Genomic DNA, 26,183 nt, shown 5'->3' with positions numbered 1-26,183 from the left:
GGACATGAGGGGTACCTCCGTAGGGGGGCGAAGTTGACTAATCGCCACATTAGGAGCGCACGCCGCGGGGCGCCTGTCACAGTGCGCCATCAGGGAGAGGGGGTGGGGTCGGGGGCGGGTGAGGGTGTGTCAGGGCCGGCGGGTGCTCGTGGCCGGGTGGTGCCGTTCGTGGCCGGGTGGTGCCGTTCGTGGCCTGGCCGGCCTGGCCGGACTGGTGGTCGGAGGCAGAGGGCCGTGGCCAGGTGGCCGAGGAGCCGAGCGGGGGGCGAGTGGCCGAGCGGGTGGCCGGGCGGGCCGGACCCCGCGCCACCGCACGGGTGCTCGGGGCGCGGCGCTCGGTATTCCGCGCCGATCGCGAGGCCGGGGCGCGCCGGGAGGCGCCGGTCGGTGTCCCGTGCCGAGGGTGTCGCCGGGCGCTCGGCCCGCCGCACCGCGTCCAGTGCGCGATCGGTGCGCCGGCCCGCCGCGTCGCGGCGCGGGTGCCTCCGGGCTGAGGCTCGGCACCGCCTGCCGGGCGGGTGCCGGGCGGCGCCCCGGCCGTCATCGCTCCACGCGGCGCGCCGTCAGTGGTCGTGGGGGCGTGCCCCGGGCCGAAGTCCACGGGAGCGCGCCGTCGGTGGTCGAGACGGGTGCCCCGGGCCGACGGGATCCACGGCCGTGCGCGGTCAGTGGTCGGGGTGGGGGGCCCGGGGCGGCGCGGTGCGGGGCAGGGTCAGGGTGGCCACCGCCCCGCCGTCGGGGGCGTTGCCGAAGTCCAGGCGGGCGCCGAGCACCTCCGCCTGGCCCAGGGCGATGGTCAGCCCGAGGCCGTGGCCGCGCGCCCCGCCCTCGGTGCGGAAGCGTTGCGGTCCGTGCGCCAGCAGATAGTCCGGGTAGCCGTCCCCGTGGTCCCGTACGGTGACCGCCGGCCCGTCCACGGTCAGCACCACCGGCGCCCGCCCGTGCCGGTGCGCGTTAGCGACCAGGTTGCCCAGCACCCGCTCCAGCCGCCGCCGGTCGGTCTCCACCCGCGCGTCCCGCGCCACCCGCACCTCGGTGTCCGTCCCGGAGGCCCGCACCACCCGCCGGGCCAGCGCCCCCAGCTCCTCGCTGTCCAGTTCCAGCCGCTCCCGCCCGGTGTCCAGCCGGGAGATCTCCAGCAGGTCCTCGGTGAGCGTGCGCAGCGCGGCCACCCGGTCGCGCACCAGCTCCGTGGGCCGCCCCGGCGGCAGCAGCTCGGCCGCGGCGTGCAGTCCCGTCAGCGGGGTGCGCAGCTCGTGCGCCACGTCCGCGGTGAACCGCTGCTCGGCCAGCAGCTTGCCCTGGAGCGACCCCGCCATGGAGTCCAGCGCGGCGGCCACCGCGCCCACCTCGTCCTGCGGCCGCCGAGGATCCCCGGCCCGCCGGTCGTGCACCCGCGCGTCCAGGTCGCCGGCGCTGATCCGCCGCGCGACGCGTGCGGTGGCGTGCAGCCGCCGGGTCACTCGGGTCACCGCGAACGCCCCGACCAGCAGTGTCGCCCCGATCGCGAGCGCCGAGGACCAGACGATGGCCCGGTCCAGGCCGTCGATGGTGCGGGTCTGCTGCGAGTAGTCGACGGCCACGGCGAGGGCGCGTCCGCCGTCGGCGGGGCCCGCGGCCCACATCGTGGGCCGGCCCTGATGGTCGGCGACCATCGTGCCGCGCCGGCCGGAGAGAGCCAGTTCGCGCAGCGGCCCCGGCAGCTGCTCCGGGTCGAGGCCCGCGCCGGGCGGCAGCGGGTCTCCCGCCTCGTACGACGCCGTGGCGTCCGCCAGCCGGGACAGCGCGAGGTCCCGGGCCTCGCCGACGGTCTGGTGGGTCACCGACACATGGACGAGGGCGCCGAGCATGGCGGCGAGGGCGCAGCACATCACGGTGATGAAGAGCGCGGCTTTCACGGCCAGCGCGCCGGCCCACTGGGGAAGCCTCATCGCCGGCTCTCCGTGGGGGACGGCGTGCCGCGGCTCTCCGCGGGGGAGGGGGTGCCGCGGCTCTCGGTGGGCGAGGGCGCGCCCCGGTCGGTGCGCAGCATCTCGTCGTGGGTGAGCAGCATCGCCTTCTGGTCCCGGTCCCAGCTCCACTGGAGCCGGTACTCGTACCCCTGCACCTCCGACGGCGATCGGATGATCACCGACCGCCCGGCCAGCTCCACCCCGCTGATGGCGTCGTCCCAGCTCATGACTCGCACCAGCCGGTTCCTCTCCACCGTGTACACCCGTACGGCGGTCAGCTCGCCGGGCAGCTGCCGGAAGCCGAGCGTGAGGTCGTCGTGGCCGTCACCGGTCAGATCCCGGTAGTACGGCGTGAGCACGGGGCACCGGCCGTGGCCCGCGCCCGCCGCGCAGTCGGCCAGGCGCGCGCCCGTCTCGCGATACGGGGCGTCGGTTCCCTCGTAGTCCCCCGGGCTCGCGTCGATCTCCGTCCGTACGACCGCCACCGGATCCACCGTCCGGACGTCCCCGCCGGGCACCCGGACACCCTTCACGACCTGGCGTTCCACCTCGCCGATCTCGTAGGCGGGACTGGACGCGGGCGGCAGTGCAGGCCAGAGCCGGGCCGGACCCTCGGCGGTCGGCGTGGGCCCGGCGCCTTGCAGCCCGCCGGCGTCCCCGCAGCCCGCGACGGCGACGCCGGTGACCAGCAGCGCGGCGGCGACGGCACAGGCGCGGGGGCGGGCGCGGACGGGCACGGGACTCCGGTGATCAGGGCGACCAGGGACCCGTACACCTTATTCGTACGGACGTCCTTTTTGCGCGTCGCGGCAAGGCGGAACGATCATCCCGCACGCCCCCGGGGCACCCTCACTCGGCCAGCTCCTCCAGCAGCCGCACCGTCGGCAGCCCCGCCCGCAGATACTCCACGAACAGCTCGTTGTGCAGCGCCCACGGCGAGCGGCGGGCCCGGATCAGCCGGATCGCCTCCTCGGCGGAGCGGCCCCGCCGGACGAGGGCGTGCGCGACGACCAGCCCGGAGCGGTTGTACCCGTGGTAGCAGCGGACCAGCACCCGGCGCCCGGCGTCCACCGCCTCGCACGCGGCCTCCGCCAGCCGGATCACCCCCGCCAGCTGGGTGCCGTCCAGCGGGCCGTCCGGGATGGGCCACACCTGGTGCTCGACGCCCGGACCGGGCCCGTGCCCGGGCAGCCGCAGCAGGGTCTGGACGAGATCGAACTCGTCCCGTACGACGGCGAACTCCAGCCCGCCCGCCGAGCCCCGGAACTCGTGCCCGCCCATCCACAGACCGGGCACGACCTCGTGCCACGGGCCGTCCGGAGCGGGCACGCCGGCTTCATTCCCGCGGGTACGCAACGGCGCCTCCCCAACCGCCCACCCAACTCCTCTCCACGGTAACCGGGTTCTTGCCCGCACAGCACCCCGCCTGTTCCCATGGTCATGGGGTGATGGTGCATGACCGGACTGCGCGTCGTACCGACCCGGCGGCACGGCCGGGAACGGCTCTACGTCTGTCTCCCGGACGGCGCGAACATCGCCTGGTACGACCGTGAGACGGCCCGCGTCAACCTGCTGAGCGAGGACCGCAGGGAGGACGTCCTGGCCGCCCTGCACCCCTTCGTCACCGGCCCGGTCACGGTGGGCCCGCCCCCGGTCCCGAGCCCCGCCGAACTGGCCCGGCTCAGCCTCCACCCCGACGACGACCTCGCCCCCAACCGCCCCGGCGAGGCCCTGCTCGTCGCCGTCGAGCGGGATCCGGCCCCCGGCCCCCGGCTGCGCCCCGACCCGCGGCGCCGCGCCCTGGAGGCCGAGCAGACGGTGGGGGAGGCGCTGGACGCCCTGGACGGGGCGGGCTGGCACACGCTGCACTCCCTGCCGCTGCCCGGCGGCGACCGCCTCCACCACCTGCTCGTCGGCCCCGGCGGTCTGTTCGCCGTCCACGCGCTGTACGCCCGCAGGCAGCGGGTCGTGGTCACCGATCCGATGGTCGCGCTGGGCCGCCGGGAGCCGCTGCCGCTGCTGCGCCGCCTGCGCGCCGACGCCTCCCGGGCCGCGTACGCCCTGACCGCCGAGGTCCGCCCCGTGCTGGCGCTGGTCGGTCCCGCCCGGCTGAGCGTGCCCGGCCCGGTCCGCGGGGTCCGCGTCCTCACCGACGCCGACCTCGACGGGCTCGGCCGTCTCGGCGGCGTCCTCAAACCGGCGGACGTCGAGGCCCTGCACGCCATGGCGCGCGACCGGCGCACCTGGAGACGGGTGTGACGGCTCGGCGCGACGGCTCGCCCGGACGCCGAAGCGAGCTGGGCGGCCGGGCGACCCGCGCTCACGGCAGCGAACCCGCCCGCTCCGCGTCCAGCAGCGGGGCCAGCAGATCACCGTAGTCCTGCACCCGCGGGGCGATGTCCGGCGCCCGGAACGCCAGCTGCGCCGGATCCCCGCACGCCTCGACCTCCTCCCAGGTCACCGGCGCGGACACCCACGGCTCGGCGCGCGCCCGCAGCGTGTACGGGGTCGCCGTCGTCTTGCGGGCGGCGTTCTGGCTCCAGTCGACGAACACCTTGCCCGGGCGCAGACTCCGCGTCATACGGTGCACGACCAGCCGGGGCATGGCCCGCTCCGCCTCGACGGCGAGCGCCTTGGCGTACTCGGACGTCCGCTCGGAGGACGCCCCCCGCACCGCCGCCAGCAGATGCAGCCCCTTCGAGCCGGACGTCTTGGCGTACGCCTCGATCCCGTCCCCGGCCAGCCGCTCCCGTAGCCACAGGGCGACCTCGCAGCAGTGCACGATGGTCGCCGGCGCCCCCGGGTCGAGATCGAAGACGATCCGGTCGGCCTCCTCGGGACTGCTCGCGAGCCACTGATGGGTGTGGAACTCGGCGACCTGGTTCGCCGCCCACATCAGACTCGGCAGATCCTGCACGAGCACCATCCGCGAGGGTCCCTCGGAGCGGGGCACCTCGGCGGTCATGACCCAGTCGGGCGTACCCGGCGGCACGTTCTTGGTGAAGAAGACCTGCCCGTCAGGACCGTCCGGATAGCGCAGGAAGGACACCGGCCGATCGCGCAGATGGGGCAGCAGGACGTCGGCGGTGGTGGCGTAGTAGTGCAGCACCTCGCCCTTCGTGAAGCCGGACGCCGGATACAGCACCTTCTCCAGGTTGCTCAGCGCGAGCTTCCGGCCCTCCACCACGGTCATCGGCGTCATACGATGAGAATCACACAAAACCGGGATATAACACCCGGGCAGGGCCGCTTACCGGTGGAAAGGTGGGACGCGTGCGATCCATTTGGAACGGAGCCATCTCCTTCGGCCTGGTCAGCATCCCCATCAAGCTGGTGAACGCCACCGAGAACCACTCGATCTCCTTCCGCCAGATCCACACCGAGGACGGCGGCCGCATCCGCTACCGCAAGGTCTGCGAGCTGGAGGACCGCGAGGTCACCCAGTCGGAGATCGGCAAGGGCTACGAGGACGCCGACGGCACGATCATCCCCATCACCGAAGAGGACCTGGCCCACCTGCCGCTCCCCACCGCGAGGACGATCGAGATCGTCGCCTTCGTCCCGGCCGAACGGATCGACCCGCTCCAGATGGACGCGGCCTACTACCTCGCCGCGAGCGGCGCCCCCGCCGCCAAGCCGTACACCCTTCTGCGCGAGGCCCTGAAGCGCAGCAACAAGGTGGCCATCGCCAAGTTCGCCCTGCGCGGCCGCGAACGCCTCGGCATGCTCCGCGTGGTCGACGAGGTCATCGTCATGCACGGCCTCCTCTGGCCCGACGAGGTACGCGCCCCCGAGGGCGTCGCCCCCGACACCGGCGTCACCGTCCGCGACAAGGAACTCGACCTCGCCGACGCCCTCATGGACACCCTCGGCGAGGTCGACCTGTCCGACCTCCACGACGAGTACCGCGAGGCCGTCGAGGAGGTCATCGCCGCCAAGGCCGCCGGCGAGACACCCCCGGAGGTCCCCGAACCCGCGAAGGGCGGCAAGGTCCTCGACCTCATGGCCGCCCTGGAGAACAGCGTCCGCGCGGCCAAGGAGTCCCGCGGAGAGGGCGCCGACGTCACCACCCTCACCTCCCGCCCGGCCCCGAAACAGACAGGCGGCAAGAAGTCCACCTCGACGACCCCGGCGAAGAAGACCGCCGCCAAGAAGACCACCACGTCCTCCACCAAGAAGTCGACAGCCAAGTCGACCACCCAGGGCACCAAGAAGACATCGGCGGCGAAGAAGACGACGACCAAGAAGTCCACATCCTCCCGCAAGCGCTCGGCGTGAGCACACAAAAGGACCCCGACCTCGGCGCTACCGCCGACGACGGGGTCTTCGGGACCTCATCCAAGGTGCCCCCGGCAGGACTCGAACCCGCGCACACGGCTCCGGGGCCGGACTTATCCCAGAGGTGTCCGCGGGTCAGCGGCCTTGCTGACGAGTGCTCGGCCCGAGTACTCGAGTGGGTCCTCGGCTCGCGGTCCCGCAAGTCATCGCACCCCTTCTTGATGTGGTCGGGTACGTCGGCCGCGTTCACTTTGCCGATGGCGAAGCACAGGCCGAAGGGTGCGCGGCACGGCCTTGATGTCCTTGGCGTGGCAGAGGTCGGCGGCGAGCAGGTCGTGTCCACCGACTTCCGCCGCGCGGTCGACGAGCGTCACTTCGTGCGGAGCCTGCCGAGCGGGACCGTCCGCGCGCTTGAGGTCGATCACCACCCAGGAGCCATGCGCATCCCGCGCCAGGATGTCGATCCGCCCCGCGTGCCGTGTGCGTTGGGCACGCGGAATTCCGTCCCGATGAGACGAAGCCCCGGAGGCTGATGGTCAGACCTTGACGACCGTGGCCCGTCCGCCGCACAGGGCTGCAAGGTCCTCGGGGTCCGAGGTGAGGATCGTGACCGGTCCCGGGGCAGCCAGGGCGGTGGCGGCGAGCATGGCGTCGATGGCGTACTTGTGGCCGTGCAGGCCGGCGTCGGCGAGGACGTCGGCGGCGTGGCGGGCGATGGGCTCGGTGATTGGCTCGACGACGAGGCGGGAGAGCGTCCACTCCAGAGCGGGGCGGTTGATACGAGGGTGGACCACTTCGGCGAGGGTGGCGGCGGAGGTGATCACGCGCAGGTCGTCGGCTCGGGCCAGGGCGAGCCAGCCGGTGACCCTGCGGTCGCGTAGGACGGCCTTGGCCAGCCCTTCGCTGTCGAGGACGAGGGTGCCGCCCGGAACGGCGGGGGAGCGGGTCACGCGGCGCTCGATCCGCCCCGCGTCTGCTCGTGTCGTGCCTGCGCGAGCTGATCCCGCAGGGACTGGATCTCCTCTTCCGTGACGGGGCCGTGCTCGGCTTCGGCGACGGCGATGAGGTCGTTGAGGTTGTCCCGTTCGATCTGACGGGCGACGGCCGCGGCCACGTAGGCGGACAGGCCGGAGGGGCCGCTGCGGGCCTTGGCAGCTTCGGCGATGTCGCGCGGCATGGTGATCGAGTATTTGCCGGTGGGCTCACTCATGCTACTCATCCTACCTCTCATCCTCCCCGTACTGGGTTGAGCCACTCTCCCTCTCTGGCATTGCTGCAGGCGATGCGATGACCTGGAGAGGACCGATGGACGCCATGCGGAGTTCGACAGGCCAAGGAACGCGGTGCTCCCAGGGGAGGCGTGGGCCGCGGACGGTGATCGCCGCACAGTCCTGCCGAGGGCGGGCTGCGGGACACGGGGCGGGCATCAGGGCGCCGGCCGACGAGCTCGGGTCCTCGTTGGTCAGAGCCGTCAGGGAAGCCGCCGCTGATGCCCCCGGCCGGGTGGGGAGGGGGGCATGGCCCGGCCTCCATCTCCTCCGAGAGCACCGGCTCCTCGACATACGACCGGAAGACGGCACACGCCTGCACATACGCGAAGACCCCGCTCTCAGCGCTTCCGCTGGTGACGGGGTCTTGGACACACTTACACAGTGTGCCCCCGGCAGGATTCGAACCTGCGCACACGGCTCCGGAGGCCGTTGCTCTATCCCCTGAGCTACGGGGGCGTGTCGTTCGCGGTGTCTCGCGGCGACGGGTAGAACACTACCAGCTCCGTGGGGGTGTTCATGAACGGGTTTCCCGGTGGTGGCGTGGGTGGGTTCCCCCGCCGGTTCCCCCGCAGGTTCCCCCGCCGGTTCCCCCGCAGGGGGTGGAAGTGGGGAAAACCGGGACGCGGTGGCCGGTCCGGACCTACTCTCGAGTTGTGCCAGGCGCGTGGGGCAGGGTGCTTGTTGTGGACGACAACAAGGTCATCCGGCAGCTGATCAGGGTCAATCTCGAGCTGGAGGGCCTCGAGGTCGTGACCGCGGCCGATGGTGCCGAGTGTCTGGAAGTCGTGCATCAGGTGCGTCCGGATGTCGTGACCCTCGATGTCGTGATGCCGCGGCTGGACGGGCTGCGGACCGCCGCGCGGCTGCGGGCGGATCCGCGGACGCGTGAGCTGCCGCTGGCGATCGTCAGTGCCTGCACGCCGCACGAGGTCGACAGCGGCAGTGACATCGGCGTCGACGCCTTTCTCGCCAAGCCCTTCGAGCCGGCGGAGCTCGTGCGGATCGTGCGCCGGTTGATCGAGGAGAGGAAGGGCGGCACCGAGGGAGAGCCCGATGGGCTGCTCGGTGCGGAGGAGGGGGAGATCGCCGGACGGGCCGGCAGCTGACGCGGGGTGTCGTCGCCGGCGTCGTGTCCTCGCGGCCTCGCTGAGGGAGGCCTCTTCCCGCTCACGGACCTCGGCGAGCCGACGCCGGGAGGTCTCGGTGAGGTGCAGGCGGGCGAGGCGCTTGTCGTCGCCCGTCCACATGCCGGAAGGGTGCGGAAACCGGCTCGCCCACCCACCCCCCTCCTCCCCTACGCTTGTCCCGTGACCCCCGTCGAGCTCTCGCGCACCGTGCTGCACGCGGTGCGTCGCGCTGTCGACGCGGGGGAGCTGAGCGTGACCGTTCCCGCGCGGGCCGTGGTGACGCCGCCGGGGCCGGGGGGCTGGGGGGACTACGCGACCAGCATCGCGCTCCAGCTGGCCCGTCCGGCCGGGCAGCCGCCGCTGCGGGTCGCCGAGGTGATCCGGCCGTATCTGGCGAGCGCCGAGGGCGTCGGCGGGGTCGAGATCACCGGGCCCGGCTTCCTCAACATCCGGCTTCAGGACTCCGCCGCCGACGGTCTTGTGCGGCGGATCCTCCGCGACGGTCCGCGGTACGGGCACAGTGACTCCCTCGCCGGGCAGGTCGTGGAGCTTCGGATCCCGTACGACGTGCGCGCCGAGGTCGTCGCCGACGCGCTCGTGCGGATCGTCGGCTCGCAGGGCGGCCGGGGCGAGGTCGGGCACGGGGAGCCCGTGACGCTGCGGCCCGTGCCCGCGCCGGAGGATCCCGCACCGCTGGGTCCCGACGCCGCCCGCTGGGCGCTGCTGTATCCCGCCTCGCGCGACCGGCCCCGGATCACCGCCGACCATCTGGTCCAGCGGGAGAGCAACCCGCTCTTCCGCGTGCGCTACGCCCATGCCCGCACCCGGGCGCTCGGGCGCAATGCCGCCGATCTCGGTTTCACCGCCGAGCCGGGCCCGCTCGGCGACCTCGTCGATGCCGACGGGCTGCCCGCCCTGCTCGCCGATCACCCCCGCATCCTCGCCGCGGCCGCCACCCACCGTGCCCCGGACCGTCTCGCCCGGCATCTCGTCAGCGTCGCCGACGCCGTTCTCCCCCTCCTTCCCGCCGTGCTGCCACGCGGGGAGGAGAAACCCTCGGCCGCCCACCGTGCCCGGCTCGCGCTCGCCGAAGCGGCCGGGACGGTGCTGGCCGGCGGCCTGTCCCTGCTCGGCATCGACGCACCCGAACACCTCTGAGAGAGCCACGACACGTCATGAGCCGTTCCGCACACCCCGCCGGGCCCCGTCACGCCGACGTCCTTCCCGAGGGCCACTACTCCGCTCCGCCCGCCGACCTCAACGCCCTCGACCCGAAGGTGTGGGCGCAGACCGTCACCCGCGACGGCGACGGGGTGCTCACCGTCGGCGGGATCGATGCGAAGAGCCTCGCGGAGGAGTTCGGCACCCCCGCCTACATCCTCGACGAGACGGACTTCCGGGCCCGGGCGCGGGCCTGGCGTACCGCCTTCGGCCAGGACGCCGACGTCTTCTACGCGGGCAAGGCGTTCCTGTCCCGCGCGGTGGTGCGCTGGCTGCACGAGGAGGGGCTCAATCTCGACGTGTGCTCCGGCGGCGAGCTGGCCACGGCGCTCTCCGCCGGGATGCCGGCCGACCGTATCGCCTTTCACGGCAACAACAAGTCCCCGGCGGAGATCGAGCGGGCCATCCGCGCCGGGGTCGGGCGGATCGTGCTCGACTCCTTCCAGGAGATCGCGCGGGTGGCGCACATCGCGCGGGAGCTGGGCAGGCGGCAGCGGGTGCAGATTCGTATCACCGTCGGGGTGGAAGCCCATACGCACGAGTTCATCGCCACCGCCCACGAGGACCAGAAGTTCGGCATTCCGCTCGCGGGCGGGCAGGCGGCCGAGGCCGTGCGGCGGGCGCTTCAGCTCGACGGGCTGGAGCTGATCGGGATCCACAGCCACATCGGGTCGCAGATCTTCGACATGTCCGGGTTCGAGGTCGCCGCGCACCGCGTGGTCGGCCTGCTGAAGGACATCCGGGACGAGCACGGCGTCGAGCTGCCGGAGATCGACCTCGGCGGCGGGCTCGGGATCGCGTACACGAGTGACGACGATCCCCGCGAGCCGCACGAGATCGCCAAGGCGCTGACGGAGATCGTGACGCGTGAGTGCGAGGCCGCCCGGCTGCGGACTCCGCGGATCTCCGTCGAGCCCGGGCGGGCCATCGTGGGCCCGACCGCCTTCACCCTCTACGAGGTCGGCACCATCAAGCCGCTCGACGGGCTGCGGACGTACGTCTCGGTCGACGGTGGCATGTCGGACAACATCCGTACGGCGTTGTACGACGCGGAGTACAGCGTCGCTCTCGTCTCCCGGGCCTCGGACGCCGAGCCGATGCTCGCCCGGGTGGTCGGCAAGCACTGCGAGAGTGGTGACATCGTGGTGAAGGACGCGTTCCTGCCGGCCGATGTGGCGCCGGGCGACCTGATCGCCGTACCGGCCACCGGGGCGTACTGCCGCTCCATGGCCAGCAACTACAACCATGTGCTCCGCCCGCCGGTCGTCGCCGTGAAGGACGGCGAGGCGCGGGTGATCGTCCGCCGGGAGACCGAGGACGACCTGCTGCGGCTCGATGTGGGCTGATCCCCGCCGGTGAGTCGTCGGGGGTGGAAGATCTCCGGTCTTCCACCCCTGCGAAGATGAAATAGACGTCTCACGATCCGGACCAGTGGCAGAAACCGCGGTCCGGTGAGTGAGACTGGTGAAACCGAAGACGGTATGAGGAAACGAGGTCGGATGATGCGTACGCGTCCGCTGAAGGTGGCGCTGCTGGGCTGTGGAGTGGTCGGCTCAGAGGTGGCGCGCATCATGACGACGCACGCCGACGACCTCGCCGCCCGGATCGGAGCCCCCGTCGAGCTGGCGGGCGTGGCCGTACGACGGCCCGACCGGGTCCGCGAGGGCATCGATCCCGCCCTCGTCACCACCGACGCCACCGCCCTCGTCAAGCGCGGCGACATCGACGTCGTCGTCGAGGTCATCGGCGGCATCGAGCCCGCCCGCACCCTCATCACCACCGCCTTCGAGCACGGGGCGTCCGTGGTCTCCGCCAACAAGGCCCTCCTCGCCCAGGACGGCGCCGCCCTGCACGCCACCGCCGAGGAGCACGGCAAGGACCTCTACTACGAGGCCGCCGTCGCCGGTGCCATCCCGCTGATCCGCCCGCTGCGCGAGTCGCTGGCCGGCGACAAGGTCAACCGGGTGCTCGGCATCGTCAACGGGACCACGAACTTCATCCTCGACAAGATGGACTCGACCGGCGCCGGCTACCAGGAGGCGCTCGACGAGGCCACCGCGCTCGGGTACGCCGAGGCCGACCCGACCGCCGACGTCGAGGGCTTCGACGCCGCCGCCAAGGCCGCGATCCTCGCCGGGATCGCCTTCCACACGCGCGTGCGCCTCGACGACGTCTACCGCGAGGGCATGACCGAGGTGACGGCCGCCGACTTCGCCTCCGCGAAGGAGATGGGCTGCACCATCAAGCTGCTCGCCATCTGCGAGCGGGCCGCCGACGGGGAGTCCGTCACCGCCCGCGTGCACCCGGCGATGATTCCGCTGAGCCACCCGCTCGCCTCCGTGCGCGGCGCGTACAACGCGGTCTTCGTCGAGTCGGACGCCTCCGGCCAGCTGATGTTCTACGGCCCCGGCGCCGGTGGCGCGCCCACCGCCTCCGCCGTCCTCGGCGACCTGGTCGCCGTCTGCCGCAACCGGCTCAGCGGCACCACCGGACCGGGCGAGTCCGCTTACGCCGCGCTGCCCGTCTCGCCCATGGGCGAGGTCGTCACGCGGTACCACATCAGCCTCGACGTGGCCGACAAACCGGGCGTTCTCGCCCAGGTCGCGACGGTCTTCGCCGAGCACGGTGTCTCGATCGACACCGTCCGCCAGCAGGGGAAGGACGGCGAGGCGTCCCTCGTCGTCGTCACCCACCGCGCGTCCGACGCCGCCCTGAACGGGACCGTCGAGGCGCTGCGCAAGCTCGACACCGTGCGCGGTGTCGCCAGCATCATGCGGGTTGAAGGAGAGTAACCAGCAATGACCCACCAGTGGCGCGGAATCATCGAGGAGTACCGGGACCGGCTGCCGGTATCCGACACCACGCCGGTCGTGACGCTCCGTGAGGGCGGCACGCCCCTCGTGCCCGCGCAGGTGCTCTCCGAGCGCACGGGCTGCGAGGTCCACCTCAAGGTGGAGGGTGCGAACCCCACCGGGTCCTTCAAGGACCGCGGCATGACCATGGCCATCTCCAAGGCCAAGGAGGAGGGCGCGAAGGCCGTCATCTGCGCCTCCACCGGCAACACGTCGGCGAGTGCCGCCGCGTACGCCGTGCGCGCCGGCATGGTTTCGGCCGTCCTCGTCCCGCAGGGCAAGATCGCGCTCGGCAAGATGGGCCAGGCCCTGGTGCACGGCGCGAAGATCCTCCAGGTCGACGGCAACTTCGACGACTGCCTGACGCTCGCCCGGGCGCTGAGCGACAACTACCCCGTCGCGCTGGTCAATTCGGTGAATCCGGTGCGTATCGAGGGTCAGAAGACCGCCGCCTTCGAAATCGTCGACATGCTCGGCGACGCGCCCGACATCCACGTCCTGCCGGTCGGCAACGCGGGCAACATCACCGCCTACTGGAAGGGCTACAAGGAGTACGCCGCCGACGGCGTGTCGGCCAAGACTCCGCGTATGTGGGGCTTCCAGGCCTCCGGCTCCGCGCCCCTGGTGCGCGGCGAGGTGGTCAAGGACCCGTCGACCATCGCCACCGCGATCCGGATCGGCAACCCCGCCTCCTGGCAGCACGCGCTGAACGCCCGGGACGAGTCCGGCGGCTTCATCGACGAGGTGACGGACCGTGAGATCCTGCGCGCCTACCGCCTGTTGGCCGCCCAGGAGGGCGTCTTCGTGGAGCCCGCCTCCGCCGCGTCGGTGGCCGGTCTGCTCAAGGCCGCCGAGCAGGGCAAGGTCGACCCCGGCCAGCGGATCGTCTGCACCGTCACCGGCAACGGCCTGAAGGACCCGGACTGGGCCGTCGCCGGCGCGCCGCAGCCGGTCACCGTCCCGGTCGACGCGGCGACGGCGGCCGAGCGGCTCGGCCTGGTGTAACGAGCGCGGGCGGCTCGGTCCGGTGTAACGAACGCCACGTCAGGCGTAAGAGGGCGCTTGCCCGGGGAACGTCTCTGACGGGGGGTGCACAGGGGGCTTACGACACGCATCGTGCGCCTCCTGTGCGCCCTATGTCGCCACAGAACCTACCTTCGATAGGCTGTACCGAACCCGCCCGCCGCATATGCCGCGGTGCCGCGCCGGTCTTCGTGATCAGCGGCCCCGTCAGCGGTTTCCCCTGCGGTCCCCGGGTCCTCGTACGTCATCGAATGTCATTCGACAATCACGCAGCTCAAGGAGAGTCATCGAGCGATGGCCGGTCCAGCGTTCCGCGCCGCCGCCGTCCGGGTGCGCGTCCCCGCCACCAGCGCCAACCTCGGCCCGGGCTTCGACGCCCTCGGCCTCGCGCTGGGTCTGTACGACGACGTGGTCGTCCGGGTGGCCGACTCCGGGCTGCACATCGACATCGCGGGTGAGGGAAGCGAGACGCTGCCCCGCGACGAGAAGCACCTCCTCGTCCGCTCCCTGCGTGCCGCCTTCGACGTCCTCGGCGGACAGCCGCGCGGCCTGGAGATCGTCTGCGCGAACCGCATCCCGCACGGCCGCGGCCTGGGCTCCTCCTCCGCCGCCATCTGCGCCGGCATCGTCGCCGCGCGCGCCGTGACCATAGGCGGCGAGGCCAAGCTCGACGACGCGGCGCTGCTGGAGCTGGCCACCGAGATCGAGGGCCACCCCGACAATGTCGCGGCCTGCCTGCTCGGCGGCTTCACCCTTTCCTGGATGGAGAACGGCGCCGCGCGGGCCATCAGGATGGATCCCTCGGATTCCATCGTTCCGGTGGTTTTCGTGCCCGGAAAGCCGGTCCTGACCGAGACCGCGCGCGGCCTGCTCCCCCGCACCGTGCCGCACGTCGACGCCGCCGTCAACGCGGGCCGCGCCGCCCTGCTCGTGGAGGCCCTGACCAGGCGCCCCGAGCTGCTGCTGCCCGCCACCGAGGACCGGCTGCACCAGGAGTACCGGGCCCCCGCCATGCCCGAGAGCGCGGCGCTGGTGGAGCGGCTGCGGGCCGACGGGATCCCCGCGGTGATCTCCGGCGCGGGCCCCACCGTGATGGCCCTGGCCGACGCCGGCACCGCCGACAAGGTGGAAGCGCTGGCCGGCGCGGACTGGGCGGCGAACCGGCTCGCCCTCGACCTGCGGGGCGCGAGCGTATTGCCGCTCGCGACCGGCGGAGTGAACGGCGCGAGCGGCGCGAGCGGCGCGAATTAAAAAGAGCGGGCGATTGCCGGATGTGGAGAGGGGGAATGTTTGTTGGATCCGGTAGTGTTAACCTCAAGTCTGCACCCGACCTCACCATGGCGAGGTGCCTCGTGTCCCCGTCCGGGACAGACATTCTTCCGGGAGCCCCCCAAGTCGCACTGTGTCTCGTACCTCGTATGCGGGCAGTACGTCGTATGGCGACACTGAGCGGCCCGCCGGGCACGCTCCGGAACCGGTGCGACCACGCCACGTGACACCAGGTGCCACGGCTCGAGGAAGCGCCATCACCAGATATCTCTTCCGCCGCTTAGGCGGACCACCGCCCCGGCACGGTTCACACATCAAGGACCGAAGCCGGACAGCACAACCGGTCGCCGAGCCAGACAGGCCGACGTCCGCTCCAGGGAAGGACCCTTCGTGAGCGACACCACCGATCTGATGGGCGCACGTGTCGAGGAGACCGCTGCCGCGCCCGCCACGGACGCCTCCGCGCCTGCCACCGGTGCCGGCTCCCGGCGGCGCCGCGGTACCGGCCTTGAGGGCATGGTGCTGGCCGAGCTGCAGCAGGTCGCATCCGGCCTCGGAATCAGGGGCACCGCGCGGATGCGCAAGAGCCAGCTGATCGAGGTCATCAAGGAGGCGCAGGCCGCCGGGGGAGCCCCCGTCAAGGCCGAGACCGCCACCGAGACCAAGCCGAAGCGCCGCGCCACCTCCAAGGCCCGCACGGGCGAGGAATCCGCCGCGAAGAAGGCGGAGAAGTCGGAGGCGCCGGCCGAGAAGGCCGTGGCGCAGCAGCAGATCGAGATCCCCGGCCAGCCCTCGCCCAAGGCCCCGGCCGAGACCGCCGAGGAAGCCCCGGCCGAGCGCCGTCGCCGCCGCGCCACCGCCGAGGCGGGCGCCCCCGCCGCGCCGGAGACCGTCGCCGCCGAGGCGAAGAGCGAGCCGAAGGCCGAGACGCCCGCGCAGCAGCAGTCGCAGCAGGGTGACGCCAAGGGCGACGCCGGTGACGGCGGCGAGGGCCGCCGCCGCGACCGTCGCGAGCGCGGCCGGGACCGCGACCGGGACCGCGACCGTGACCGTGACCGTGACCGCCGCAAGGGTGACGACCAGCAGGGCCAGGGCGGCCAGCGACAGCAGCAGAGCCAGCAGCAGGGTGGCGGCCGTCAGGACCGTGACCGTGACCGTCAGCAGGACGACGACGACTTCGAGGGCGGCCGTCGCGGCCGTCGCGGCCGCTACCGCGACCGCCGGGGCCGTCGCGGTCGCGACGACATCGCCACCACCGAGCCGCAGATCGCCGAGGACGACGTCCTGATCCCCGTCGCGGGCATCCTCGACATCCTCGACAACTACGCGTTCATCCGCACCTCCGGCTACCTGCCGGGTCCGAACGACGTGTACGTCTCCCTCGCCCAGGTCCGCAAGAACGGCCTGCGCAAGGGCGACCACGTCACCGGCGCGGTCCGCCAGCCCAAGGAAGGTGAGCGGCGCGAGAAGTTCAACGCGCTGGTCCGCCTCGACTCCGTCAACGGCATGGCGCCCGAACACGGCCGCGGCCGCCCGGAGTTCAACAAGCTGACGCCGCTGTACCCGCAGGACCGGCTCCGCCTGGAGACCGACCCGGGCGTGCTCACCACCCGCATCATCGACCTGGTCTCGCCGATCGGCAAGGGCCAGCGCGGTCTGATCGTGGCCCCGCCGAAGACCGGCAAGACCATGATCATGCAGGCGGTCGCCAACGCGATCACGCACAACAACCCCGAGTGCCACCTGATGGTCGTCCTCGTCGACGAGCGTCCGGAAGAGGTCACCGACATGCAGCGGTCGGTGAAGGGCGAGGTCATCTCCTCTACCTTCGACCGCCCGGCCGAGGACCACACGACGGTCGCCGAGCTGGCCATCGAGCGCGCCAAGCGTCTCGTGGAGCTGGGTCACGACGTGGTCGTGCTGCTCGACTCGATCACCCGTCTGGGCCGCGCCTACAACCTGGCCGCGCCCGCCTCCGGCCGCATCCTGTCCGGTGGTGTCGACTCGACCGCGCTGTACCCGCCGAAGCGGTTCTTCGGCGCGGCGCGCAACATCGAGGACGGCGGTTCGCTGACCATCCTCGCCACCGCCCTGGTGGACACCGGGTCCCGCATGGACGAGGTGATCTTCGAGGAGTTCAAGGGCACCGGCAACATGGAGCTCAAGCTCGACCGGAAGCTCGCGGACAAGCGCATCTTCCCGGCGGTGGACGTGGACGCGTCCGGTACCCGTAAGGAAGAGATCCTGCTCGGTGCCGAGGAGCTGGGCATCGTCTGGAAGCTGCGGCGGGTGCTGCACGCGCTCGACTCGCAGCAGGCGATCGAGCTGCTCCTGGACAAGATGAAGCAGACCAAGTCGAACGCCGAGTTCCTGATGCAGATCCAGAAGACGACGCCGACGCCGGGCAACGGCGACTAGCCGCCGTCGAGCCCGCCCCGGGTGAACAAGGCCGCCCCCCGTCACGGACGTGACGGGGGGCGGCCTTTTGGCGCCGAGAGGTACGGGTGCCGTCCCGCACCCTCACCCGCTCATGCGCATCCCTGCTCATGTGCATCCCCGGGGGACTTCCTTGCGCAGACGCCGTACCCGCATCGCCCTGCCCTTGGGCGCGGCCGGGGTCGACGCCGCCGTCGCCGCCGCGCTGCCGACCACCTCCGCGCAGGCGGCGACGCCGTCGCCGCGGCCCACCGTCGAGCCCGCCGTCGGCTCGGCCCCCGCAGCCGAGCTGGAGCGTCGGCTCGCCACCGGCAGCGGCACCACCACCGGCTGCAACGGCGACTCCGGCGGCCCCCTGGTGATGAACAAGCGAGATCTTCACCACAAGGATCTCGGTCGGCACCTACTTCAAGCAGTACGGCATCCTCGCCTGAAAACGCAGGTGAGCCGGGGAACGCCCGGCCCGCGACCGCTACGCACCGTGCCCACCCGAGCCCCGGGTGGGCACAGTGCGTCATGCAACCCTGTGCCGAGTTTCCCCCTCTGACCCGGCGGGGCGACGATGGAGCGGTACGGGGTCGTTCATTCGGCCGAGTCCGACCGCCACCGCTGGGGGTAACCGACCGACGAGAGCCGAGGAGCACATGTCCGCCCAGAGCACGCCGGGGCCCGGCATAGCGGGCGAGCCCGGCACGAACGGCCCACGCCGCCGAGCCAAGGGCCGCCGCCGCAAGCCCCGCGGCAGACACCACAAGGGGCTGCTGATCACGGCCTGGACCGCGGCGGGCATCGTCGTCCTCGGCGGCACCGGGCTCGGCTACGTCTACTTCACGCTCAACGGCAACCTCAAGAGCGTCGACATCGACCAGGTCCTGGGCACCGACCGCCCCACCAAGGCGGACAACGGCTCGCAGAACATCCTGGTCCTCGGCTCGGACACCCGTTCCGGCAGCAACAAGGCACTCGGCGGCGGCACCGACGACGGCAGCGCCCGCTCCGACACCGCGTTGATCCTCCACGTCTACGAGGGCCACCGGAAGGCCGGCGTCGTCTCCATCCCGCGCGACACCCTCATCGACCGGCCCGCCTGCACCGACACCGACGGCGGCACCCATCCGGCCGCGTCCGGCGTGATGTTCAACTCCGCGTACTCCACCGGCGGCGCCGTCTGCGCGGTCAAGACGGTCGAGTCGCTGACCGGCCTCCGCATGGACCACTACCTGGAGGTCGACTTCTCGGGCTTCCAGAAGCTGATCGACGAGCTGGGCGGCGTCGAAATCACCACCACCCGGGACATCAACGACCCCGACAGCCACCTCGATCTGAAGGCCGGCCCGCACCGGCTGACCGGCGAGCAGGCCCTCGGCCTGGTCCGCACCCGGCACGGCGTCGGCGACGGCTCCGACCTCGGGCGCATCCAGCTCCAGCAGGCCTTCCTCAAGGCCCTGCTCAAGCAGGTGAAGGACATCGGCCTCTTCGGCAACCCGAAGAAGCTCTACGACCTCGCCGACACCGCGACGAAAACCGTGACCACCGACTCCGGACTCGGCTCGGTGAACTCCCTGATGTCCTTCGCGAGCGGCCTCCAGGGCATCGACGCGCCCGACATGACCATGGTCACCATGCCGGTCGTCTACGACCCGGCGGACCCCAACCGCGTCCTCCTCGAAAAGACCAAGGCCCAGCAGGTCTGGACGGCCCTGAAGAACGACCGGCCCATCCCGAAGTCGGCCACGGAAGGCACGGCCACCGGCGAAGCCGAGGGCGTCGTGAACTAGTCAGGGGCGCGGGGCCGGGTCGCTGTGCGGCTCCGCCGCGTGGGGAGCGAACAACCACAGACGCCCCGCAGGGAATAGAAGACCGGCACCCCCGGTTTTGGGGGATGGCCCCAGTCCTGGCAGACTGGTACGTCGGCTCCGGTTCACGCTTCCGCACCCCGCGGCGGCGACCCGGCGCCCTCCCGAACCTAGGAGACACCTTGAAGCGCGACATCCACCCCGAGTACGTCGAGACGCAGGTCAGCTGCACCTGCGGCGCGTCGTTCACCACCCGTAGCACCATCGCGTCCGGCACCATCCGGGCCGAGGTCTGCTCCGAGTGCCACCCGTTCTACACGGGCAAGCAGAAGATCCTCGACACCGGTGGCCGTGTGGCCCGCTTCGAGGCCCGCTTCGGCAAGGCTGCCGCCGGCTCCAAGAAGTAGCGAGCCCCATATCGCCGGTCCACGGTCACGCCCCTCCCGCGGGCGTGCCGGGACCGGCGTTTTTAGTCGCCGCCCACTTCACCTTCGTACTTCCCCAAGTTCTCAGCCACGTCCGAGCAGGGGACACCCCCATCAGGAGCCCAGAGATGTTCGAGGCCGTCGAGGAGCTCGTCGTCGAGCACGCCGACCTGGAGAAGAAGCTCGCGGACCCGTCGGTCCACGCCGACCAGGCCAACGCGCGCAAGCTCAACAAGCGCTATGCCGAGCTGACCCCGATCGTCGCGACGTACCGCTCCTGGAAGCAGACCGGCGACGACGTCGAGACCGCCCGCGAGTTCGCCGCCGACGATCCCGACTTCGTGGCCGAGGTCAAGGAGCTGGAGAAGCAGCGCGAGGAGCTGACCGAGAAGCTGCGCCTGCTGCTCGTCCCGCGCGACCCCAGCGACGACAAGGACGTCATCCTGGAGATCAAGGCGGGCGCGGGCGGCGACGAGTCCGCGCTGTTCGCCGGCGATCTGCTGCGCATGTACCTGCGGTACGCCGAGCGGGTCGGCTGGAAGACCGAGATCATCGACGCCACCGAGTCCGAGCTGGGCGGCTACAAGGACGTCCAGGTCGCCGTGAAGGCCCGGGGGCAGATCGAGCCCGGTCAGGGCGTGTGGGCGCGGCTGAAGTACGAGGGCGGCGTGCACCGCGTGCAGCGCGTGCCGGCGACCGAGTCGCAGGGCCGTATCCACACGTCCGCGGCGGGCGTGCTCGTCACCCCCGAGGCGGAGGAGGTCGACGTCGAGATCAACCCGAACGACCTGCGCATCGACGTCTACCGGTCCTCCGGCCCGGGCGGCCAGTCGGTCAACACCACCGACTCCGCGGTGCGCATCACGCACATTCCGACCGGAGTCGTCGCCTCCTGCCAGAACGAGAAGAGCCAGCTGCAGAACAAGGAGCAGGCACTGCGTATCCTGCGCTCCAGGCTGCTCGCCATGGCGCAGGAGGAGGCGGAGAGGGAGGCCGCGGACGCCCGCCGCAGCCAGGTCCGCACCGTCGACCGCTCCGAGAAGATCCGTACCTACAACTACCCGGAGAATCGGATTTCGGACCACCGCGTCGGCTTCAAGGCGTACAACCTTGACCAGGTCCTGGACGGCGAACTCGACGCGGTGATCCAGGCCTGTGTCGACGCGGACTCGGCCGCCAAGCTCGCAGCCGCGTAAGGCACGTACGAGCAAGTACCCACACGGAGGACGAGCGTGAACCTGCTGCTCGCGGAGGTGGCCCAGGCCACCCAGCGGCTGGCCGACGCCGGCGTGCCCTCGCCGCGCACCGACGCGGAGGAGCTCGCCGCGTTCGTGCACGGCGTGAAGCGGGGCGAGTTGCACTCCGTGAAGGACGCCGACTTCGACGCCCGCTACTGGGAGGTCGTCGCGCGCCGGGAACAGCGCGAACCGCTCCAGCACATCACCGGCCGCGCCTTTTTCCGGTACCTGGAGCTCCAGGTCGGGCCCGGGGTGTTCGTGCCCCGCCCGGAGACGGAGTCGGTCGTCGGCTGGGCCATAGACGCGGTCCGCGCCATGGACGTCGTCGAGCCGTGCATCGTCGACCTGTGCACCGGCTCCGGCGCCATCGCGCTCGCCCTCGCCCAGGAGGTGCCCCGCTCACGGGTGCACGCCGTGGAGCTGAGCGAGGACGCCCTGGTGTGGACCCGCAAGAACGTGGAGGGCTCCCGCGTCGACCTGCGGCAGGGCGACGCGCTGACCGCCTTCCCCGACCTCGACGGGCAGGTCGACCTGGTCATCTCCAACCCGCCGTACATCCCGCTCACCGAGTGGGAGTACGTCGCCCCGGAGGCCCGGGACTACGACCCCGGGATGGCCCTGTTCTCCGGCGAGGACGGCCTCGACCTGATCCGGGGCCTGGAACGCACCGCGCACCGGCTGCTGCGTCCCGGCGGTGTCGTCGTCATCGAGCACGCCGACACCCAGGGCGGGCAGGTGCCGTGGATCTTCACCGAGGAACGCGGCTGGGCCGACGCGGCCGACCACCCCGACCTCAACAACCGCCCACGGTTCGCCACCGCCCGCAAGGCACTGCCGTGAGCACCACCCCCACTCTTTCTCTGAAGCACGTGTACGAGGAGGCCCGCTAGATATGGCACGGCGATACGACACCAACGACGCGACCGACCGCGTGACCGGTCTGCGTGAGGCCGCGTCCGCCGTCCGCCGTGGCGAGCTGGTGGTCCTCCCCACCGACACCGTGTACGGCATCGGCGCCGACGCCTTCTCCAAGGAGGCCGTCGGCGATCTGCTCCAGGCCAAGGGCCGGGGCCGCAACATGCCCACCCCCGTGCTCATCGGCTCCCCGAACACCCTGCACGGGCTCGTCACGGACTTCTCCGAGCTGGCCTGGGAACTGGTCGACGCGTTCTGGCCGGGCGCCCTCACGCTGGTCGCCAAGCACCAGCCGTCCCTCCAGTGGGACCTGGGCGACACCCGCGGCACGGTCGCCGTGCGGATGCCGCTGCACCCGGTCGCCATCGAGCTGCTGACCGAGGTCGGCCCGATGGCGGTCTCCTCCGCCAACCTCACCGGCCATCCGGCGCCGGAGAACTGCGACGCGGCGCAGGGCATGCTGGGCGACTCCGTCTCCGTCTACCTCGACGGCGGTCCGACCCCCGGCAATGTGCCGTCCTCGATCGTCGACGTCACCCGCGAGGTGCCGCTGCTGCTGCGCGCGGGCGCGCTGTCGGCGGACGAGCTGCGGAAGGTCGTACCCGACCTCGAGGTGGCGAATTGACAGCCCCTGAGTCCCCCGGGATCTCGGCTGCGCTCGACCAGGGGGGACCCCCATGCGCGGCATAGGCAGCGGGGAAGAGACGACGACCTTCGGCTTCCCGAGGGACACCTTCCGCATCCTCCACGTCAGCACCGGCAATGTGTGCCGCTCACCGATCACCGAGCGGCTGACCCGGCATTTCGTGTCGCAGCGGCTCGGTGTGCTGGGCGGCGGACTGATCGTGGAGAGCGCCGGAACCTGGGGCCACGAGGGCGCGCCCATGGAGGCCAACGCGGAGACCGTGCTGGCCGAGTTCGGCGCGGACGCCTCCGGGTTCGTCGGCCGGGAGCTGCTGGACGAGCACGTCATCATGGCCGACCTGGTCCTGACCGCGACCCGCGACCACCGTGCCCAGGTCATCTCCATGGGTCACTCGGCGGGCCTGCGCACCTTCACCCTCAAGGAGTTCACCCGCCTGGTGAAGGCCATCGACCCCGCCACGCTCCCTCCCCTGGAGGACGGTGTGGTCATGCGGGCCCGTGCCCTGGTACGGGCCGCCGCCGCGCTGCGCGGCTGGCTGCTGGCCCCCACGGCGGAGGCGGACGAGGTGTACGACCCGTACGGGGCGCCCCTGCCGTTCTTCCGCTCGGTGGGCGACGAGATACACCAGGCCCTTGATCCGGTGGTGACGGCGCTGACCGGAGTACCCGCACGGATGTAGTCGCGGGGCGGGCTGCGGGACCCGGGCCTACATTGGACGTACGTCAGCGTCGACGCCCCGGAGCCCACCATGACGGTCACCCCTGCCCGTGAGACCGATGTCCTGCGCGCTCAGGACCCCGAGCTGGCCGAGCTGCTGCTCGGGGAGCTGGCACGGCAGTCGACGACGCTCCAGCTGATCGCGGCGGAGAACTTCACCTCGCCCGCCGTGCTGGCCGCGCTCGGCTCCCCGCTCACCAACAAGTACGCGGAGGGATATCCGGGCAACCGCTACCACGGCGGCTGCGAGATCGTCGACGTGGCCGAGCGGATCGCCGTGGACCGGGCGAAGGCGCTGTTCGGGGCCGAGCACGCCAATGTGCAGGCGCACTCGGGCTCGTCCGCCGTGCTCGCCGCCTACGCCGCGCTGCTGCGGCCCGGCGACACCGTCCTCGCCCTCGGACTGCCGTACGGCGGCCATCTCACCCACGGCTCGCCGGCCAACTTCTCCGGCCGCTGGTTCGACTTCGTCGGCTACGGCGTCGACGGCGAGACCGGGCTCGTCGACTACGAGCAGGTGCGCGCCCTGGCCCGCAGCCATCGGCCCAAGGCGATCGTGTGCGGGTCCATCTCCTATCCGCGTCATCCCGACTACGCGCTCTTCCGTGAGATCGCCGACGAGGTCGGGGCGTACCTGATCGCCGACGCCGCCCACCCGATCGGCCTGGTCGCCGGCGGAGCGGCACCCAGCCCGGTGCCGTACGCCGATGTCGTGTGCGCCACCACCCACAAGGTGCTGCGGGGTCCGCGCGGCGGGATGATCCTGTGCGGTGGCGAGCTGGCCGAGCGCGTCGACCGGGCGGTCTTCCCGTTCACCCAGGGCGGCGCCCAGATGCACACCATCGCCGCGAAGGCGGTCGCGTTCGGCGAGGCGGCAACACCGGCGTTCTCCGCGTACGCCCATCAGGTGGTCGCCAACGCGAGGGTTCTCGCGGCCGCGCTGACCGCCGAGGGACTGGTCGTCACCACCGGCGGCACGGACACCCACCTGATCACCGCGGACCCGTTCCCGCTCGGCGTCGACGGCCGCACCGCCCGCGGCCGGCTCGCGGCCGCCGGGATGAACCTGGACTGCTGCGCCCTGCCGCACGGCGATCTGCGCGGCCTGCGGCTGGGCACGGCGGCGGTGACCACACAGGGCATGGGGCAGACGGAGATGGCGCGGATCGCCCGCCTGCTGGCCGTCACGCTGCGCGAACCCGGACAGGGCAAGGCCGTGCGTGAGGAAGTGCGGGAACTGACGAGCCGATTTCCGCCGTATCCCGGCTGAGCGGGGGGAGGCGGTCTTCCGCGCACAGCCACGCATGCAACCATCGTCGCTACCCGTAAGTCCCCACACATATGCGTGCCTCGCTAGGGTGTGGGGCTGAGATGGCCAGCGAAACCTGTGGGGAAGCCCGTGCGTGAATACCTGCTGACGCTCTGCATCACGGCCGCGGTGACCTACCTGCTGACCGGGCCGGTGCGGAAGTTCGCGATCGTCGCGGGAGCGATGCCGGAGATCCGGGCCCGGGACGTGCACCGGGAGCCGACTCCGCGGCTCGGCGGGATCGCGATGTTCTTCGGCCTGTGCGCGGGGCTGCTGGTCGCGGACCACCTCACCAACCTCAGCCAGGTCTTCGAGAACTCGAACGAGCCGCGCGCGCTGCTCTCCGGAGCCGCCCTGATCTGGCTGATCGGCGTCCTGGACGACAAGTTCGAGATCGACGCCCTGATCAAGCTGGGCGGCCAGATGATCGCCGCCGGTGTGATGGTGATGCAGGGTCTGACGATCCTGTGGCTGCCCATCCCGGGCGTCGGCAACGTGGCGCTGACCCAGTGGCAGGGCACGCTGCTGACGGTCGCGCTGGTGGTCATCACCATCAACGCGGTGAACTTCGTGGACGGCCTGGACGGCCTCGCGGCGGGCATGGTGTGCATCGCCTCGGCCGCGTTCTTCCTCTACGCCTACCGCGTCTGGGTGTCGTACGGCATCGAGGCCGCCGCCCCGGCGACGCTGTTCGCGGCGATCCTGATGGGCATGTGCCTGGGCTTCCTGCCGCACAACATGCACCCGGCGCGGATCTTCATGGGCGACTCCGGCTCGATGCTGATCGGCCTGGTGCTCGCCGCCGGCGCGATCTCCATCACGGGGCAGGTCGACCCGGACGCGCTGAAGCTGTTCGCGGGGTCCGAGAAGGAGGCCGTGCACCAGACGGTCCCGGTCTACATCCCGCTGCTGCTGCCGCTGACCATCATCGCCATCCCGGCCGCCGACCTGATCCTGGCGATCGTGCGCCGCACCTGGCGCGGCCAGTCGCCGTTCGCCGCGGACCGCGGGCATCTGCACCACCGGCTGCTGGAGATCGGCCACTCGCACAGCCGCGCGGTTCTGATCATGTACTTCTGGTCGGCGCTGATCGCCTTCGGGGCGCTGGCGTACTCCGTGAACAGTGCGTCCATGTGGATTGTGCTCGGTGTCGTGGTACTGAGCGCGATCGGCCTCGTCCTGCTGCTGCTGCCGCGCTTCACGCCGCGCGCGCCCGTCTGGGCGGAGCGCTTCGTGCCGCCGCGCTACCGGCGCCGCAGGGTGGTCGTGGCCTCCGGGCAGCCGGCCGTCGCCGAGGGGGTCGCGGCGGAGCAGGAGCCGCGTACGCCTGTGGCCGCCGGGGTGTCCGGTGTCAACGGGGCGACCGCCGTGGGCCCCCGTTCGCGGCTCTCAAGGTAAGAATCTGACTAAAGCATTGCCAAGCCGTGGGGGAGCGAAGCACCCCAATACCAGACAAGTCGGTTCGGTTTTTGCACAGACGCGCAGGGTCACTCTCATGTGTGACAGCCAGCACACCCGGCAGGTAAAGACCTCATCAAATAGTTTGTGATACCGTTCACGAGAACCCCGGACAGAGCCGAAGGACCGTAGTGCGACGGTCCCTTCGCGTGAGGTTCGCTCTCACCCCCGGGACTACGCTCGTCCATGACGACACCCCTGCCCCCCTGCGAAAGCGGAGTTGCCGCCATGCCGTCCAACGACGTCCGGA

Annotated in this window: 25 protein-coding genes and 1 tRNA gene; 17 read left to right on the top strand and 9 right to left on the bottom strand. The window is 71.7% G+C overall.

What is annotated here, in order from left to right:
- Positions 1-665: 665 nt before the first annotated feature.
- The 3 genes from VE614_RS17675 to VE614_RS17665 all read right to left on the bottom strand — a co-directional run bounded on the left by VE614_RS17675 (position 666) and on the right by VE614_RS17665 (position 3,281).
- Positions 666-1,931 carry an ATP-binding protein gene (locus VE614_RS17675; RefSeq protein WP_324937581.1) on the bottom strand — a complete coding sequence of 422 codons (1,266 nt, stop codon included), beginning with the start codon at positions 1,929-1,931 and terminating at the stop codon, positions 666-668.
- Positions 1,928-2,689 carry a hypothetical protein gene (locus tag VE614_RS17670; protein ID WP_324937579.1) on the bottom strand — a complete coding sequence of 254 codons (762 nt, stop codon included), beginning with the start codon at positions 2,687-2,689 and terminating at the stop codon, positions 1,928-1,930. Before VE614_RS17670 ends, VE614_RS17675 begins: the two co-directional genes overlap by 4 nt.
- 112 nt (positions 2,690-2,801) lie before the next feature.
- On the bottom strand, positions 2,802-3,281 hold the full coding sequence (locus VE614_RS17665; RefSeq protein ID WP_414719589.1) for a protein-tyrosine phosphatase family protein: 480 nt from the start codon (positions 3,279-3,281) through the stop codon (positions 2,802-2,804).
- A gap of 126 nt (positions 3,282-3,407) precedes the next feature.
- Between VE614_RS17665 and VE614_RS17660 the strand changes: the two genes are divergently transcribed.
- A complete protein-coding gene (locus VE614_RS17660) occupies positions 3,408-4,211 on the top strand; it encodes a nuclease-related domain-containing protein (protein WP_324937575.1) in 804 nt (267 codons plus the stop codon).
- A gap of 61 nt (positions 4,212-4,272) precedes the next feature.
- Here VE614_RS17660 and ligD read toward each other — a convergent pair whose 3' ends face one another.
- On the bottom strand, positions 4,273-5,154 hold the full coding sequence (gene ligD, locus VE614_RS17655) for a non-homologous end-joining DNA ligase (RefSeq protein WP_324937572.1): 882 nt from the start codon (positions 5,152-5,154) through the stop codon (positions 4,273-4,275).
- A 62-nt stretch (positions 5,155-5,216) separates the two neighbouring features.
- On the opposite strand from ligD, the gene VE614_RS17650 reads away from it, so the two are divergent.
- Positions 5,217-6,230, top strand: a complete 1,014-nt coding sequence (locus tag VE614_RS17650) for a Ku protein (RefSeq protein ID WP_324937569.1) — start codon at positions 5,217-5,219, stop codon at positions 6,228-6,230.
- Positions 6,231-6,433: 203 nt separating this feature from the next.
- On the opposite strand, the gene VE614_RS17645 is transcribed toward VE614_RS17650, so the two are convergent.
- The 4 genes from VE614_RS17645 to VE614_RS17630 form a co-directional block, all read right to left on the bottom strand.
- Entirely contained in the window at positions 6,434-6,658 is a 225-nt protein-coding gene (locus VE614_RS17645; RefSeq protein ID WP_324937567.1) for a hypothetical protein, read from the bottom strand.
- Between the two features lie 108 nt (positions 6,659-6,766).
- A complete protein-coding gene (locus VE614_RS17640) occupies positions 6,767-7,180 on the bottom strand; it encodes a PIN domain-containing protein (protein WP_324937565.1) in 414 nt (137 codons plus the stop codon).
- Positions 7,177-7,440, bottom strand: a complete 264-nt coding sequence (locus VE614_RS17635) for a CopG family transcriptional regulator (RefSeq protein ID WP_324937564.1) — start codon at positions 7,438-7,440, stop codon at positions 7,177-7,179. Before VE614_RS17635 ends, VE614_RS17640 begins: the two co-directional genes overlap by 4 nt.
- Positions 7,441-7,885: 445 nt before the next feature.
- Positions 7,886-7,957 (bottom strand) — tRNA-Arg (locus VE614_RS17630).
- A 149-nt stretch (positions 7,958-8,106) separates the two neighbouring features.
- Here VE614_RS17630 and VE614_RS17625 point away from each other — a divergent pair.
- The 7 genes from VE614_RS17625 to rho all read left to right on the top strand — a co-directional run bounded on the left by VE614_RS17625 (position 8,107) and on the right by rho (position 17,411).
- The gene (locus VE614_RS17625; protein ID WP_324937583.1) at positions 8,107-8,607 is read left to right on the top strand and encodes a response regulator; all 501 of its coding nucleotides are present in this window, start codon (positions 8,107-8,109) and stop codon (positions 8,605-8,607) included.
- Positions 8,608-8,808: 201 nt separating this feature from the next.
- Positions 8,809-9,786 carry an ArgS-related anticodon-binding protein NrtL gene (gene nrtL, locus VE614_RS17620; RefSeq protein WP_324937561.1) on the top strand — a complete coding sequence of 326 codons (978 nt, stop codon included), beginning with the start codon at positions 8,809-8,811 and terminating at the stop codon, positions 9,784-9,786.
- A gap of 17 nt (positions 9,787-9,803) precedes the next feature.
- The gene (lysA, locus tag VE614_RS17615) at positions 9,804-11,195 is read left to right on the top strand and encodes a diaminopimelate decarboxylase (RefSeq protein ID WP_324937559.1); all 1,392 of its coding nucleotides are present in this window, start codon (positions 9,804-9,806) and stop codon (positions 11,193-11,195) included.
- Between the two features lie 153 nt (positions 11,196-11,348).
- A complete protein-coding gene (locus VE614_RS17610; protein WP_324937557.1) occupies positions 11,349-12,641 on the top strand; it encodes a homoserine dehydrogenase in 1,293 nt (430 codons plus the stop codon).
- 6 nt (positions 12,642-12,647) lie between these two features.
- A complete protein-coding gene (thrC, locus tag VE614_RS17605) occupies positions 12,648-13,706 on the top strand; it encodes a threonine synthase (protein ID WP_324937555.1) in 1,059 nt (352 codons plus the stop codon).
- Positions 13,707-14,018: 312 nt separating this feature from the next.
- Positions 14,019-14,975: a homoserine kinase gene (gene thrB / locus VE614_RS17600; RefSeq protein ID WP_324937553.1), complete on the top strand. Its 957-nt coding sequence runs from the start codon at positions 14,019-14,021 to the stop codon at positions 14,973-14,975.
- Positions 14,976-15,383: 408 nt separating this feature from the next.
- Entirely contained in the window at positions 15,384-17,411 is a 2,028-nt protein-coding gene (rho, locus tag VE614_RS17595) for a transcription termination factor Rho (protein WP_324937551.1), read from the top strand.
- Positions 17,412-17,537: 126 nt separating this feature from the next.
- Here rho and VE614_RS17590 read toward each other — a convergent pair whose 3' ends face one another.
- Positions 17,538-17,798, bottom strand: a complete 261-nt coding sequence (locus VE614_RS17590) for a hypothetical protein (protein WP_324937549.1) — start codon at positions 17,796-17,798, stop codon at positions 17,538-17,540.
- 275 nt (positions 17,799-18,073) lie between these two features.
- Between VE614_RS17590 and VE614_RS17585 the strand changes: the two genes are divergently transcribed.
- The 8 genes from VE614_RS17585 (at position 18,074) to VE614_RS17550 (ending at position 25,873) form a co-directional block, all read left to right on the top strand.
- Positions 18,074-19,207 carry an LCP family protein gene (locus tag VE614_RS17585; protein WP_324937547.1) on the top strand — a complete coding sequence of 378 codons (1,134 nt, stop codon included), beginning with the start codon at positions 18,074-18,076 and terminating at the stop codon, positions 19,205-19,207.
- Between the two features lie 200 nt (positions 19,208-19,407).
- Positions 19,408-19,632: a 50S ribosomal protein L31 gene (gene rpmE, locus VE614_RS17580; protein ID WP_030944953.1), complete on the top strand. Its 225-nt coding sequence runs from the start codon at positions 19,408-19,410 to the stop codon at positions 19,630-19,632.
- A 146-nt stretch (positions 19,633-19,778) separates the two neighbouring features.
- Complete coding sequence (prfA, locus tag VE614_RS17575) at positions 19,779-20,846, top strand: peptide chain release factor 1 (protein ID WP_324937545.1); 1,068 nt, start codon at positions 19,779-19,781, stop codon at positions 20,844-20,846.
- Between the two features lie 36 nt (positions 20,847-20,882).
- Positions 20,883-21,728, top strand: a complete 846-nt coding sequence (prmC, locus tag VE614_RS17570) for a peptide chain release factor N(5)-glutamine methyltransferase (RefSeq protein ID WP_324937543.1) — start codon at positions 20,883-20,885, stop codon at positions 21,726-21,728.
- A 52-nt stretch (positions 21,729-21,780) separates the two neighbouring features.
- Positions 21,781-22,428: an L-threonylcarbamoyladenylate synthase gene (locus VE614_RS17565; protein ID WP_324937541.1), complete on the top strand. Its 648-nt coding sequence runs from the start codon at positions 21,781-21,783 to the stop codon at positions 22,426-22,428.
- Positions 22,429-22,480: 52 nt separating this feature from the next.
- On the top strand, positions 22,481-23,128 hold the full coding sequence (locus VE614_RS17560; RefSeq protein WP_324937539.1) for a protein-tyrosine-phosphatase: 648 nt from the start codon (positions 22,481-22,483) through the stop codon (positions 23,126-23,128).
- A gap of 69 nt (positions 23,129-23,197) precedes the next feature.
- Positions 23,198-24,436 carry a serine hydroxymethyltransferase gene (gene glyA, locus VE614_RS17555; protein WP_324937537.1) on the top strand — a complete coding sequence of 413 codons (1,239 nt, stop codon included), beginning with the start codon at positions 23,198-23,200 and terminating at the stop codon, positions 24,434-24,436.
- 129 nt (positions 24,437-24,565) lie between these two features.
- The gene (locus VE614_RS17550; RefSeq protein ID WP_324937535.1) at positions 24,566-25,873 is read left to right on the top strand and encodes an MraY family glycosyltransferase; all 1,308 of its coding nucleotides are present in this window, start codon (positions 24,566-24,568) and stop codon (positions 25,871-25,873) included.
- The last annotated feature ends 310 nt before the right edge of the window (positions 25,874-26,183 follow it).

This window comes from Streptomyces sp. (assembly GCF_035645055.1).
GTDB lineage: Bacteria > Actinomycetota > Actinomycetes > Streptomycetales > Streptomycetaceae > Streptomyces.
The sequence above is the reverse complement of the archived record's forward strand: the minus strand, read 5'-3'. Positions and strand labels throughout refer to the sequence as shown.

Bases quoted from the DNA above. Each gene is read 5' to 3' on its own strand.
- VE614_RS17565 (WP_324937541.1), top strand. From the start codon at position 21,781: ATGGCACGGCGATACGACACCAACGACGCGACCGACCGCGTGACCGGT.
- thrB (WP_324937553.1), top strand. From the start codon at position 14,019: ATGGCCGGTCCAGCGTTCCGCGCCGCCGCCGTCCGGGTGCGCGTCCCC.
- VE614_RS17660 (WP_324937575.1), top strand. From the start codon at position 3,408: ATGACCGGACTGCGCGTCGTACCGACCCGGCGGCACGGCCGGGAACGG.
- ligD (WP_324937572.1), bottom strand. From the start codon at position 5,154: ATGACGCCGATGACCGTGGTGGAGGGCCGGAAGCTCGCGCTGAGCAAC.
- lysA (WP_324937559.1), top strand. From the start codon at position 9,804: ATGAGCCGTTCCGCACACCCCGCCGGGCCCCGTCACGCCGACGTCCTT.
- prfA (WP_324937545.1), top strand. From the start codon at position 19,779: ATGTTCGAGGCCGTCGAGGAGCTCGTCGTCGAGCACGCCGACCTGGAG.
- thrC (WP_324937555.1), top strand. From the start codon at position 12,648: ATGACCCACCAGTGGCGCGGAATCATCGAGGAGTACCGGGACCGGCTG.
- VE614_RS17675 (WP_324937581.1), bottom strand. From the start codon at position 1,931: ATGAGGCTTCCCCAGTGGGCCGGCGCGCTGGCCGTGAAAGCCGCGCTC.
- VE614_RS17635 (WP_324937564.1), bottom strand. From the start codon at position 7,440: ATGAGTGAGCCCACCGGCAAATACTCGATCACCATGCCGCGCGACATC.
- glyA (WP_324937537.1), top strand. From the start codon at position 23,198: ATGACGGTCACCCCTGCCCGTGAGACCGATGTCCTGCGCGCTCAGGAC.
- VE614_RS17585 (WP_324937547.1), top strand. From the start codon at position 18,074: ATGTCCGCCCAGAGCACGCCGGGGCCCGGCATAGCGGGCGAGCCCGGC.
- VE614_RS17560 (WP_324937539.1), top strand. From the start codon at position 22,481: ATGCGCGGCATAGGCAGCGGGGAAGAGACGACGACCTTCGGCTTCCCG.
- VE614_RS17610 (WP_324937557.1), top strand. From the start codon at position 11,349: ATGATGCGTACGCGTCCGCTGAAGGTGGCGCTGCTGGGCTGTGGAGTG.